This window comes from uncultured Thiohalocapsa sp. (assembly GCF_913063425.1).
Classification (GTDB): domain Bacteria; phylum Pseudomonadota; class Gammaproteobacteria; order Chromatiales; family Chromatiaceae; genus Thiohalocapsa.
This window is the reverse complement of the sequence record NZ_CAJXYK010000084.1, coordinates 1-12,480: the sequence shown is the minus strand read 5'-3', so window position 1 is coordinate 12,480 and position 12,480 is coordinate 1. Positions and strand designations below refer to the sequence as shown.

Here is a 12,480-nt window from a genome sequence, read left to right as displayed (position 1 = left end):
GCACTGCTGCCGCACAATTTGAAATTGGACGACATCAAGCCGCAGGGGGCAATCCTGTAGTTGGCCGGACGCTTACCGGTCGCAGGACGTGGGCCTGGTGGAGGTGATGCTGCCGTACCAGTCCGCCTTTATGGGCAAGACCGTCGCCGAGGCGGAAGCCGAGTCGCAGTTCGAGCTGACCCTGGTTGGCATGCGCCGGCGCCGTGGCGTGCTGGAGCCCATCACCTGCGCGAGAAGGAGCTGAAGCCGGGCGACACCCTGCTGCTCGCCGGCCCCTGGCGGTCCATCCGCCGGCTGCAGAAGGGTGGTCAGGAACTGGTGCTGCTGAACCTGCCGCAGGAGTTCGACGAATACCTGCCGGCGGCGAAGCGCGCGCCATATGCGGTCTTCACGCTGCTGGTCGTCGTCGTGCTGATGGCCACCGGCATCTTGCTGAACGTGCAGGCGGCGCTGATCGGCTGCCTGATGATAGGGCTGTTCGGCTGCATCGACCTCGACAAGGCCTATCGCTCGATCCAGATGAAGAGCCTAATCATGATCGTCGGGGCGATGAGCGTCGCCCTGGTGCCCTGGCTGTTGCCGTTGTATCCGGCGGCGATCGCCGGATGAGGAACCCATGATTCAGCCGGCTCAACGCGCCTTTCAGGTCGTCCGCGACGGCGTCGGGCTGTGGCTGGAGCACAATGCCTTTCTGCATGCGGGGGCGCTGGCCTTCTTCAGCTCTTCTCGCTGGCGCCGACCCTGATCATCGCCGTGACGGTCATCGGCGTCGTTCTCGGGGAGGATGCGGCGCAGGGGCGGATCGCGGCGCAGCTGCCGGACAAGCAGGTTAACTGGCGGGAGGTCCTGCCGGGCGCGCTGGTCACCGCGCTGATGCTGAGCGCCGGGCGCTACGGCATCGCGGCCTTTCTCTCCTCCACGGCTATCGCGTCCGCTTACGGCGCTGCCGCCTCGCTGCTGGTGGTGCTGATGTGGGTCTATTTCTCGGCGCTGTTGCTGTTGCTCGGCGCCGCGCTGACCCGGGCGTCCCTGCGAGATGTCTCACAAGCGACCTGAACGCCGAATTGTGGGTTGCTGGGGCAGGCGTCCGCCGGCGTGGCACGGCGGGGGCTCATCGCTGGACAGAGCATCCCTGCGGAGTAGATTACGCGGATCTAACCAACTACGAAACAGGTGAAGAGCGCGAAAAAGTCCGGCGCGGAAGCGTGAAACCACTGGCGCGCTCGCGCATTTCGCGTGTTTCTTCATTCAAATGACCAAATCGACAATCAATTATCGGGGCGTCAAGAGCCATGACCTATTCCATCGTCGCGCGGGATGCCGCGGACGGCCACATGGGCATCGCGACGCAGTCGCAGGCCTTCTCCGTGGGCAGCAGCGTGTCCTGGGCCGCACCCGGGCATGGCGTGATCGCCACCCAGTCCATGGGTGAGCCCATGTACGGAGAGCTTGGTCTGGCCGGTTTGAGCGCGGGGCTCACCGCGCAGGAGGCGCTCACGTCCCTGAAGAGCGTGGACCCGCACCCGGAGCGCCGCCAGGTGGCCATGGTGGACGCGCACGGCAATGTCGCGGCCTACACCGGCGAGGCCTGTGTCGCCGCGGCCGGGCATTGCATCGACCTGCGGGTGGACGACCACCCCGAGCCGCTGGTGGAGCTGCGGCGTCTGGTGGAACACACCTGGCGTTATCACCAGACGGTCGAGGCCTTCGAGCTGACCTTGAACGGTCACGCAGCGGAGGCCCTGGCGGCGCTGCCTGACGAAGCGGTTGATCCGGCGATGGACCCGGACCTCTCCTGGTGGCGCGCCATCGTGCTGGCCAACGCCGGGGACGAGACGGCGGCCGCCGAGCTGGCGCAGGCGCTCATGTCCGCTGCGCCCAAGTACGTGGAAGCCGCGCGGCGCTTCGGAGCGGCCGGGCTGATGGATCAGGCACTCATCGACCGGCTGTTGCCGCGTCAGTGAGCACAGGTGCGCTCGTGACATCGCCCTGAGACTGGGCAAGTATTCGCCTTAGTCGGTAGAGCGCAGGGAAATCCATCCGGAGCGGCCGGGGCGAATCCCCGGATGCGATCCTTCAACTTTGTCGGTGATCCCTCGCCACGCGCGGACAGGGCGCTGCAACGATACAGAAGCGCAACGGCCTGTCATATGGCGCCAGCCGACCGCAGAGGCTACGCTTGACCTAGATCCTCGGCCTTAAGAGAAACGTCATAGACATCTGCGCCATGTCATCGCCGCTCCCAGTCGCCCGGGCGCTCATCATCGCACCCTGGGTCGAGACTGTGCAGAGGCTGGGAGCACCCGCCGAGGCGCTTCTGGTGCGAGCAGGCATCCGCCCGGAGCTGCTCCAGCACCCCAACACGTTGTTTCCGCTCCAGAAGGGCTTACGCTGGGTCGAGCTGGCGTGCCAGTCGCTGGGCACGCAGCAGCTGGGCCTCCACGTCGCGGACGCGACCGCGAATGAGGATCTCGGCCCCTACGGCAGCGTTCTCTCGCGCGCACACACGCTTTATGAGTACCTGCACCAGGGCGTATCCCTGTACGGATCGGTCGTGCTCGGACAAAGGTTCCGGCTGTCGACGCGAGGCGCTCAGGTCCGGTTGCATCTGGATTCGCCTTGGCAGCCGACCCTTGGCGACTACCAGTCACAGCTCAATTCTTTTGCCATCACGATCGCCAACATCCGCAGGTTCGCGGGACCGCGTTGGGCCCCGGAGGAGATCAGCTTCGGTTTCAGGCCCGGGGAGGCGCTCCCGCCTGCCGAGATCTTCGACGGCACTCGCGTGGCCTATCGACCGGGCGAGACCTACCTCCAATTCCCCCGCGCACTGCTCGGGCAGGGGCTTTGTGATGCTGTCCAGGGGTCGGTGGCAGCGCAGTCCGTTGTCACGCCATCCCTTCCAGACGATCTTGCGGGCCTTGTCAGCCTGCAGATCGAGTCCTTGCTGTCCGGAAACGCGGTGACGTTGGAGCTGCTGGCGGAAAGTCTCGGGATGAGTGGACGCAGTCTTCAGCGATGTCTCGCCAATCAAGGGGCCAGCTTTACGGCCCTGCTCGGTGATCTACGGCTCCGCCGAGCCGCGGAGTGGCTGCAGCGTACGGACAAGCCGGTTGTGGAGATCGCACTCGATCTCGGATACACGGACGCCTCGAACTTCACCCGCGCCTTTCGCCGCGCGATCGGCGTCTCGCCGTCGGTCTTCCGCAAGGCCGCCGAACGTCGTTGAGTCCTCCATATCCGCCGCCGTGCCGCGCGCAAGCGGCGTGTCGGACATGGGATTGGCACGAGATGACAGGCGCGCTTCCGCCACTGGGGCGATACTCCCATGGACCGAGAGGCGGAGTACCGCGCTCGCGCCGGCCCGAGATCGGGCGAACGAACCGCTCACGCCAGCGACCCGCCATGCGCGACGACCGGCTTGGGCCTGGCATCGACAGCTGGGTGCGGCGCTGGGGAGGACTGGTCGGAGTACCCCTTGATCGGACCGGAGTGGGGGTTGCGCGTTTTCTTATTAACGCCGGTAGTTCCGGTCCCGTATGGTCGAAGGTGCCGCTGTTCGGCGAGTGAGCGGCAGGACCGTTTGGACCCCGGCGGTCCGCCCGACAACATGAGGTTCCATCAACGTGGCAGATCGAACGTACGGCAGGCGAGCGGCCTGTTTGGTTTTGGTGCTGCTGGCGGCGACGCATGCCGCCCATGGCGCGGGCTTCTACAGCCCATCGGTGGGCACGCCAGGAAGCCTGGGCACGGCGGGCGTCGCCAACCCGACCAACACCCGGGGCGCGGATGCCTCGTGGACGAACCCGGCCGGCATGACCGGGATCGACCGGCAGCACGTCATTGCCGGGTTTCAAGTCATCGTTCCCAGCGTCAAGTTCAACGTCAAGGGTGCCCGCAACGATGCCAGCCTGCCGCGGCGCCTGGGGCCGGTCAGCGGCGACAGCGGCGGCAATGCAGGGCAGATCGCGCCCATCCCCAGCTTCTTCTATGTTCGGCCCCTGTCCGATCGGCTTCGCTTCGGCCTCGCCTCGACGGCCCCGCTGGGCGGCGGCGTGGACTACGGCAAAGACTTCGTCGGCCGCTATGCAATCCAGGACGTGGCGCTGGCGGGACTGGCGTTGACCCCATCGCTGGCCTATCGGGTCAGCGACCGGCTCTCCATCGGTGCCGGCGCCTCGGTGGTCTATTCGGCCCTGAGCCAGACCATCGCGCTGCGCCAGGGCGCGCCGGACCCGGCGCTCGACGGCCGCATCAAGTTCGAAGATCTGGAGGACTGGGGGATTCAGGCCGTCCTCGGTTTGACCTATGCGTTATCCGACGACCTGCTGCTCGGGATCGTGTACCGCAGTGAGATGGACACGAACCTGGAAGGCGACATCAAGTACGAGGGGCTGCGTAACCGACAGCTTGCCGCATCACTGCCGCGCGATGTCAAGATCGGCTGGAGCAACCCGCAGTGGCTCGAGGCGGGGCTGCGTTATCGCCTCGACGACAGGACCCAGCTCTACGTCAATGCCGGTTGGCAGGAGTGGTCGAAATTCAGTGAGAACGAGCTCGGTTTCAGCAACGACCGGGTCGTCGTCTCGGACCGCAACTGGGACAACACCTGGCATGGGGGCGTTGCCGCCGTTCGGGCCTTGAGCTCGACGTCCTTCGTGTCCTTCGGGTTGTCCTATGAGAGCTCCCCGGTCAAGGACAAGTACCGGACCCTGGACTTCCCGGTGGACGAGCAGTGGAAGCTCTCGGCCTCTTACGCCTGGAGACACAAGGACGCGCTGGCCTTCGCGCTGGGCGCGACTCTCGTTTTCGTCGGCGACTCGGCCCTGGAGCAGACCGCCCAGCGCGTGACCCTGCGCGGCGATTACGACACCAACATGCTCGCGATCCTGGGCGGGACGCTGCGCTACGACTTCTGACGATGCCGCATCGCCGGGCGGCCGGCGTTGCACGGCCATCACTCACAACGACTGGCGCCGCAAGCCGGCCGGCGCCAACAAGGGCAGAAGAACCGGAGACCAGTGATGATGCAGAGAAGTCCCAGTCGAATCCCTTTGGCCATCATCCTGACGCTGATGGCGTTTGCCGCGGCGACATCGGTCCATGCCCAATCGCCAGCAGACTGTGCCGCCCGGGCCGAGCGGGCGGCCCGCAATACCGGCGGGGTCATCGGCGGAGCCGCTGCCGGCAGCGTTGGTGGAGCCGCCATCGGTGCGATCGTCAGCGACAACTCCCGCAAGGGCGCCAGGAAGGGGGCTCGCATTGGTGCCGCTGTCGGCGGGACGACCGGTGCGGTGAGGAGGAACGACACCTACCGGCGCGTGTACGACGACTGTATGGCCCGTCGTTATTGAGCTTAAACCCTGAGCACAGGAGACCCCTATGTCCAAGTCGTTTCGTCGCTTGCTGACCGTCACAGTGACCGCCGCCCTATTGTTCGGCACAACCGCCGCCGCCCTCGCCGAGGAGCCAACAACCGACAGAGACCTCAATCAATATCTGTGCAAGGACGTCATGCGCCTATCCGGCAGCGAGCGGGAAGTGTCACTGGCCTTGGTGCATGGGTACAGGCTGGGGAAGATGGGGACTACAGAGTTCGACGTGGAGGTCCTGTCCGACCTGACCGACCGCTTCATTGACTACTGCCTGGACAACCCCACCGACAACGCGTTGGCAGCATTTGAGAAGCTGGCGAAGTGACGCAGCTGCGGATACCCAAGCGTGGCGAAGACATGGCACAGAATGACAGGCCAAGCCTTGAACAATGCCATAGACTCGGTGCTTGGCAGAGGGCTGCCGCTCACGCCCGTCACGACGACTGATACCAGCATGAGGACACGACAAGAGTGAAACCGTTTTGCGTTGCGCCGATTTGTGGCGTCCTGCTTTTCCTCATCCTGCCGTCGGGCAGTGCGCTCGGACAGCAGGCCGCAGATTCGGAGGTCTTCAAGGTCCGTGACCTCTATGCCATCTGTGCCGTAGCCCGCGGTAGCGCCGATTGCGAGGCGGCCACGGCGGGCTGCCGGGGCTTCATCGGAGGAGGCGTCCAAGCACCAATTTGATCGATCTCTGATCGGACAGAAAACAATGAAACCTATTACCTTGATTTCTGTGATTTCGGCAGCTTCTTTACTTTCCGCCTGCGGCTCGACGACCGGCTCACGAGCCGGCAGCGGCGCTGCCATGGGTGCGGCGGGAGGCGCCCTTATCGGCTCTATGAGCGCCAATGCTGGCAGGGGCGCCTTGATCGGCGCAGGGGCCGGTACCGTCGGTGGTTACCTGTACGACCAGCACCAAAAAGGCAACATCGACTGAGTGGGCGACGCGCCCCCTTCCCTTGCGACAGGGCAAGGGGGCGGCGAGGCCGTGGCCGAAGAGCGCCTAGAATACGGGCGCAAGGACGCCCTGCCACGGCCACCGGACGAGCCGACACTCAGTGCCTGTGTTGCTCCCTGGGGCCGCGCGGCGCCCGCGGCGACCGAGCACAGCACCTTTCCACTCGAATGAAGATCCGCTACCTGTCGGGCGGAAGCCTTTTCGCCGCCGCATTGACTGCGCTGCCCGTCGCTGCCAGCGCCGAGCCGAGCGCCTCCGAACTGGCCCGTGAGCCAAGGAGCCTGGTCGCCGATCGAGTGACCTTACCGATCCAGATCAGCCGGGACCGAAGCATCGGGCTGACTGACGAGGGCACGAAGCTCAGGATCCGTATCCGGCCTGTGATTCCCGAGAACCAAGACTAGGACATGATTTCGGTCAACTACTATCCTGATCGCGATGCGTTTTTTAAGCTGGTAAGGAGTGAGGGCTACCATAGCGCTGGCATGCATAAGCACGCGGCCCTGGAGCGCACCATGACCATCGTCACGTTGCCGGGCGGCCCGGTCGTGGACCCTGGCAAGGCGACGGACAAGTAGCCCGCTCAACACTGAAAGTTAATCGACGATGGTGCCCAGAATATTCATTTGGCGCCACTCTCGGATTTGAGGAATGCACACCTTTTCCTAACCGAGCTGTCGCCAAAGCCACTGCGGCACAGCGATTTCATTAGATAGCGAGGCATGACCGATGAACGGATGGAGACGCGACATGGTAGGACAACTGCTACTCGGCGCCACGTGGGCGCTGCTCACCCTGCAGACCGTGCCGGCCCTGGCCCAGGAGGTCCTGCCCTTCCCCGACCCGCCCATGGGCGGCAAGGTCGGCCCGACCCTGCAGGAGTCGGTGCATCAGTGGCGCGAGACCCCGAGTTACCTGCCTGAAGATGCGCCGAACATTCTCATCGTCATGTTCGACGACGCGGGCTTCGGGCAGCCCGACACCTTCGGCGGCGAGATCCACACGCCGACCCTGACGCGACTGGCCGAGGAAGGCATCGCCTACAACCGCTTTCACACCACGGCCATGTGCTCGCCGACCCGCGCCGCCCTGATGACCGGGCGCAACCACCATCGGGTCGGCGCCGGCATCATCGCCGAGTTCGCCAACGACTGGGACGGCTACACGGGCGTGATCCCGAAGTCGTCGGCCACGATTGCCGAGGTGCTGGGCCACTACGGCTACGCGACCTCCGCCTTCGGCAAAGATCACAACACCCCGGTCGAGCAGATCGCCAACGGCCCCTACGACCGGACGCCGACCGGGCGGGGCTTCGACTATTTCTACGGGTTTATCGCCGGCGAAACCTCGCAGTGGGAGCCCACCCTGTGGGAGAACACCACGCCGATCTCGATGCCCCACGTGGAGAACTACGAGGACTTTCATCTCACGGAGGCGATGGCCGACAAGGCAATCACCTGGATGCGCCGCCACCTGGCCATGAATCCCGACCGGCCCTTCCTGATGTGGTGGACACCCGGTGCGGTGCACGGCCCGCATCATGTCGCCCGGGCATGGGCGGATAAGTATGAGGGCAAGTTCGACGACGGCTGGGACGCCTACCAGCAGCGGGTGTTCGAGCGCCAGAAGGCCATGGGCTGGATCCCGGAACACGCGCGGCGCCCGCCGCGTCCGGAAGGCATCGCCGCCTGGGAGGATATTCCCGACGACGAAAAGGCCTTCCAGGCCCGGCTCATGGAGGTCTACGCGGGCTTCTTCGAGCACACGGACGCGCAGGTCGGGCGGCTCATCGACGAGCTGGAAGCCCGCGGCATTCGCGACAACACGCTGGTGCTTTACATCGTCTCCGACAACGGCGCCTCCGCCGAAGGTCTCGATGGCAGCGTGGCGGAGCTGAATGCCCAGAACGGCATTCCCTCCACGATCGCGGAGCACATCGCGGTGATGGAGGGGCTCGGCGGCCTCGACGCCGTCGGCGGCCCGAGGATGGACAACATGTACCACGCCGGCTGGGCCTGGGCGGGCGACAGCCCCTTCCGCTACACCAAGCTGATTGCCGCCGACTGGGGTGGCACGCGCACGCCCATGGTGGTGTCCTGGCCGGAGCGGATCAAGCCGGACGCAACCCCGCGGCCGCAGTTCACCCACGTGAACGATGTCGTGCCCACGATCTACGAGATCCTCGGCATCACCCCGCCGAAGGTGGTGAACGGCCACGAGCAGGACCCCATCGACGGGGTGAGCTTTGCCTACACCTTCGACTCCGCCGAGGCGCCGGAACGCAAGAGCACGCAGTACTTTGAAACCCTGGGCAGCCGCGGTATCTACCACGAAGGCTGGATGGCCAGCACCTTCGGGCCCCGGACGCCGTGGATTGCGCAGTTGCCGGACCTGAGCAAGTGGGACCCCATGCAGGACGAATGGGAGCTGTTCGACACCCGCAGCGACTACTCGCTCATGAACGATCTCGCCGAGGACAATCCGAAGAAGCTGGAGGAACTGAAGGCGCTGTTCATGGAGGTGGCCCGGGATAACCAGGTGCTGCCGGTCGGCGGGGGGCTCTTCACGGGCCTGAACCCCCAGGAGATGAAGCGCAGCACGAACACGGAATGGGCCCTGTTCGAGGGCATCACCCGCATCCCCGAGAGCCAGGCGCCCAACGTGCGCAACGGCAACCTGCGGGCCGAGATCGAGGCCGTGGTGCCCGAGGGCGTTAACGGGGTGATCTTCGCCATGGGCGGTTACGCCGGCGGCGTCAGCCTGTTCGCCGTGGACGGCACGCTCTTCTACGAGTACAGCGCCCTGCTGCTCAAGCGCGACATGATCGAGATAGGCCCGCTGCCAGCCGGCGAGGTCTCCATCGCCATGGAGATGCGCACGCCCATGGAACGCGCAGCGCCCGCGGAACTGAAGTTCTGGATCAACGGCGAGCCCGCCAGCGGCGGCACCGTCCGCCGCACCGTGCCGGCTACGTTCACCGCCTCCGAGACCTTCGACGTCGGAATGGATACCAGTTCTCCCGTAGCGAATGCCTATTTCGACAAGGCGCCGTTTGAATTCGAGGGCAGGCTCGCGCGTCTGCACTTCGAGAACCTGGCGCCGCAGGCGGCCATTCCGGTGATGCCGGATGACTGAGGGGACCTTGAAAAATTGCCGTCCTGGCAATTTTTCAAGACGCGAAGCGAAAACGCGGTTTCCGCTTCGCTCCATTTTTCAAGCGCTTGGGCGCTTGAAAAATGGCGGGGCATCCTGCCCCGCACGGGCTCCTCGAATTATTCGAGGAGCCCTGAAGCAGCGCTCCCCGGATACGGTCGTTCCATGAAGGGGACGACTTTCGCAACGAAACCGACGACCGGCTCGGGCATCACCGTCCGTGCTTTCGCCGGCTGGGATTTCGATGACAAGACCGTGCTGCGGCCGGGGGCATTATGCGCACCCCTAGGTTCGACAGATCCTGTATAAGAAGGAATGCAAATGAAGAGATATTCTGTAGAGATTGTTCTTGGTATCGTGCTGGTTTTGGTATTTTTAGCTGTCTCGGCTTGGCAGTCGTCAGACACACTCTCCGAGGCGGAAGTCGATCGCTATATCGACATCATGGAAAAAACGCTTCCTGTCGATATGAAAGAGCGGAATGAATTTATCGCTCGCATGCGGGATTGGGGCAAAAGAGATGATGGTAAGCCTGTCTACATGCTGAATCTTATGCGATTTTTTGATGAAATTGAGCCGGTTTCTGGAGTTCCTGAGACGTTGACTCCATTGGAAGCTAACGAACATTACGAAGATGTTATGGGCGCCAGGTTGATTGAATTTGGATCTTACCCGCTATTCGGCGGGGACACCTCAGGAATTTCGGAAGGCCAGGAAAAAAGCAACCTGGTTGTCTATGAACCTGAATTAGACAACTGGGATCGTGTTCTTATTGTTCGCTATTCCGGAAGGCGGGCATTTTTTGACTTGGTTACTGATCCTGAATACCTGAAGGTCGAGCCATATAAACGGGCAGCCTTGAAGATTGTTTTAGCTCCAGTGTCTCGCGATATTGGGATTCCTGACGTTCGCTGGATAGCTGGAGGAATTGGCCTTATTATTTTCCTGTTGGTTGGCTGGGTAAGGTCAGCTCGACGCGCTACGTGACTAAGCAAATGTCACAGATTGGCGCGCCGTAGTTACAACTGGAATGGAGTAGGGGGGCGGCCTCGGCATCATGTTCATCAGATGGTGTCATGTCGCGCAGACGATACAAAGAAAAAAGATGTCTCGCGCAGAGGCACAAACAGAACCGAAATACTGGAGGAAATCCGTGATGACCCATAGAAACCGGTTCACGTCCGTCGCGACTGCCGCCCTGCTCGGCGCGGCGCCCTTGTTGCTGTCAGGCCAGGCCCTGGCACAGTACGTCCCGCTGGGCGAGCAGCAGTCTCTGTCGGAGGTCTATCCCGGGAAGGCCTACTCGCCCTACGCCCATCGCAGTTTCCCGAGCCGAGTCTTCTGGGGGGACACGCATCTGCACACCGCGCTGTCCATGGACGCCGGACTGTTCGGCGCCCGGCTCGGCCTGGACGATGCCTACCGCTTCGCCCGCGGCGAGGAGGTCATGGCCTCCAGCGGTCAGCCGGCCAAGCTCGGACGGCCGCTGGACTGGCTGGTGATCGCGGATCACTCCGACGGCATGGGCTTCATCACCGATCTCGCCGCGGGCAAGCCCGGCATCATCGCCCACGCGCAGGGCAAGCGCTGGTACGAGGGCTTGCAGCAGGGGGGCGAGGCTTCGGCGGCCGCCGCGCTCGACTTGATCGGCACCTTCTCACAGGGGCAGATCGACCCCGAGATGATGGCGGAGTACTCACCCGGTGGTAAGACCTACGGCTCGATCTGGGAAGACGTCGTCGCTGCGGCCGAGCGCTACAACGACCCCGGTCGTTTCACGACCTTGATCGGCTTCGAGTGGACCTCCCTGGTGGAGGGCGCCAACCTGCACCGCAACGTGATCTTCCGCGACGGGGCGGACAAGGCCGGGCGGGTCGTGCCCTACACGACCCAGGCGCCGGTGGGCTCCACCGATCCGCTGGACCTCTACGCCTGGCTCGAGAACTACGAGCAGACCACCGGCGGCACCGCGCTCGCGCTGGCGCACAACGGCAACCTCTCCAACGGGATCATGTTCCCCGTGGATGCCCAGTACACCGGTCGGAAGATCGACGCGGAATACGCCCGCCTGCGCGCCAAGTGGGAGCCGATGTACGAGATCACCCAGATCAAGGGTGACGGCGAGGCCCACCCCTTCCTCTCCCCGGATGACGCCTTCGCCGACTACGAGACCTGGGACGTCGGCAACCTGGACCTCTCCGAGGCCAAGACCCAGGGCATGCTCCAGTACGAGTATGCCCGCGAGGCGTTGAAGAACGGGCTCCTGCTGGAGCAGCGCCACGGCACCAACCCATACAAGTTCGGGTTGGTCGGCTCCACCGACAGTCACACCGCGCTGGCCGCCGTCGAGGAGGACAACTTCTTCGGCAAGGCCACCAACGCCGAGCCCAAGCCGGATCGCATGGGCCATCCCTTCGCCGAGAACGAGAACGGCGTGTTCCGGGGGGATATGCTCGTCGCTTCCGGCTACACCGGGGTCTGGGCCGAGGAGAACACCCGCGAGGCGATCTACGACGCCATGGCGCGCAAGGAGGTCTATGCGACCACCGGACCGCGTATGATCGTGCGCTTCTTCGGCGGCTGGGACTACTCGGCGGCGGACCTGAACAGCCGTCAGCCGGCCTTCCGCGGCTACGAGAAGGGCGTGCCCATGGGCGGCGATCTGAAAGCCGTGAAGGGCAAGCAGACACCGAGCTTCATGGTCTACGCCCTGCGCGACCCCATCGGCGCGAACCTCGACCGCATCCAGATCATCAAGGGCTGGCTCGACAAGGACGGCAAGACCCACGAGCAGGTCTACGACGTGGCCTGGTCCGCGGGCCGCGAGCCCGACGCCGAGGGCAAGCTGCCGTCGGTGGGCAACACGGTGGACGTGCAGAACGCCAACTGGACCAACACCATCGGCGCCTCGGAGCTCGGCACCGTGTGGAGCGATCCGGACTTCGACCCGGCACAGCCCGCCTTCTACTACGCCCGGGTTCTGGAGATCCC

At 64.2% G+C, this 12,480-nt stretch carries 14 protein-coding genes; all 14 read left to right on the top strand.

What is annotated here, in order from left to right; genetic code table 11:
- Positions 1 to 88: 88 nt before the first annotated feature.
- A complete protein-coding gene (locus QZ607_RS24805; RefSeq protein WP_295888636.1) occupies positions 89 to 244 on the top strand; it encodes a hypothetical protein in 156 nt (51 codons plus the stop codon).
- 74 nt (positions 245 to 318) lie between these two features.
- Complete coding sequence (locus QZ607_RS24800; protein ID WP_295888635.1) at positions 319 to 609, top strand: SLC13 family permease; 291 nt, start codon at positions 319 to 321, stop codon at positions 607 to 609.
- Positions 610 to 616: 7 nt separating this feature from the next.
- Entirely contained in the window at positions 617 to 745 is a 129-nt protein-coding gene (locus QZ607_RS24795; protein ID WP_295888633.1) for a hypothetical protein, read from the top strand.
- Between the two features lie 8 nt (positions 746 to 753).
- Positions 754 to 1,056, top strand: a complete 303-nt coding sequence (locus QZ607_RS24790) for a YhjD/YihY/BrkB family envelope integrity protein (RefSeq protein WP_295888631.1) — start codon at positions 754 to 756, stop codon at positions 1,054 to 1,056.
- 236 nt (positions 1,057 to 1,292) lie between these two features.
- Entirely contained in the window at positions 1,293 to 1,964 is a 672-nt protein-coding gene (locus QZ607_RS24785; RefSeq protein WP_295888627.1) for a DUF1028 domain-containing protein, read from the top strand.
- A gap of 263 nt (positions 1,965 to 2,227) precedes the next feature.
- The gene (locus tag QZ607_RS24780; RefSeq protein ID WP_295888624.1) at positions 2,228 to 3,229 is read left to right on the top strand and encodes an AraC family transcriptional regulator; all 1,002 of its coding nucleotides are present in this window, start codon (positions 2,228 to 2,230) and stop codon (positions 3,227 to 3,229) included.
- Positions 3,230 to 3,671: 442 nt separating this feature from the next.
- Positions 3,672 to 4,919 carry an OmpP1/FadL family transporter gene (locus QZ607_RS24775; protein ID WP_295888638.1) on the top strand — a complete coding sequence of 416 codons (1,248 nt, stop codon included), beginning with the start codon at positions 3,672 to 3,674 and terminating at the stop codon, positions 4,917 to 4,919.
- 135 nt (positions 4,920 to 5,054) lie between these two features.
- Positions 5,055 to 5,354, top strand: coding sequence for a YMGG-like glycine zipper-containing protein (locus QZ607_RS24770; protein ID WP_295888622.1), 300 nt, complete (start codon positions 5,055 to 5,057; stop codon positions 5,352 to 5,354).
- A 28-nt stretch (positions 5,355 to 5,382) separates the two neighbouring features.
- Positions 5,383 to 5,700, top strand: a complete 318-nt coding sequence (locus QZ607_RS24765; RefSeq protein WP_295888619.1) for an HdeA/HdeB family chaperone — start codon at positions 5,383 to 5,385, stop codon at positions 5,698 to 5,700.
- A 387-nt stretch (positions 5,701 to 6,087) separates the two neighbouring features.
- Positions 6,088 to 6,315, top strand: a complete 228-nt coding sequence (locus QZ607_RS24760) for a YMGG-like glycine zipper-containing protein (RefSeq protein WP_295888616.1) — start codon at positions 6,088 to 6,090, stop codon at positions 6,313 to 6,315.
- Positions 6,316 to 6,503: 188 nt separating this feature from the next.
- Entirely contained in the window at positions 6,504 to 6,740 is a 237-nt protein-coding gene (locus tag QZ607_RS24755) for a hypothetical protein (protein ID WP_295888613.1), read from the top strand.
- 346 nt (positions 6,741 to 7,086) lie between these two features.
- Entirely contained in the window at positions 7,087 to 9,471 is a 2,385-nt protein-coding gene (locus QZ607_RS24750; RefSeq protein WP_295888611.1) for an arylsulfatase, read from the top strand.
- Between the two features lie 339 nt (positions 9,472 to 9,810).
- The gene (locus QZ607_RS24745; RefSeq protein ID WP_295888608.1) at positions 9,811 to 10,476 is read left to right on the top strand and encodes a hypothetical protein; all 666 of its coding nucleotides are present in this window, start codon (positions 9,811 to 9,813) and stop codon (positions 10,474 to 10,476) included.
- Between the two features lie 169 nt (positions 10,477 to 10,645).
- The coding region (locus QZ607_RS24740; protein ID WP_295888604.1) for a DUF3604 domain-containing protein at positions 10,646 to 12,480 on the top strand (1,835 nt) is incomplete at its 3' end.

Excerpts from the sequence above, each read along its gene's own strand:
- QZ607_RS24795 (WP_295888633.1), top strand. The coding sequence starts at position 617 with ATGATTCAGCCGGCTCAACGCGCCTTTCAGGTCGTCCGCGACGGCGTC.
- QZ607_RS24785 (WP_295888627.1), top strand. The coding sequence starts at position 1,293 with ATGACCTATTCCATCGTCGCGCGGGATGCCGCGGACGGCCACATGGGC.
- QZ607_RS24780 (WP_295888624.1), top strand. The coding sequence starts at position 2,228 with ATGTCATCGCCGCTCCCAGTCGCCCGGGCGCTCATCATCGCACCCTGG.
- QZ607_RS24765 (WP_295888619.1), top strand. The coding sequence starts at position 5,383 with ATGTCCAAGTCGTTTCGTCGCTTGCTGACCGTCACAGTGACCGCCGCC.
- QZ607_RS24760 (WP_295888616.1), top strand. The coding sequence starts at position 6,088 with ATGAAACCTATTACCTTGATTTCTGTGATTTCGGCAGCTTCTTTACTT.
- QZ607_RS24755 (WP_295888613.1), top strand. The coding sequence starts at position 6,504 with ATGAAGATCCGCTACCTGTCGGGCGGAAGCCTTTTCGCCGCCGCATTG.
- QZ607_RS24750 (WP_295888611.1), top strand. The coding sequence starts at position 7,087 with ATGGTAGGACAACTGCTACTCGGCGCCACGTGGGCGCTGCTCACCCTG.
- QZ607_RS24745 (WP_295888608.1), top strand. The coding sequence starts at position 9,811 with ATGAAGAGATATTCTGTAGAGATTGTTCTTGGTATCGTGCTGGTTTTG.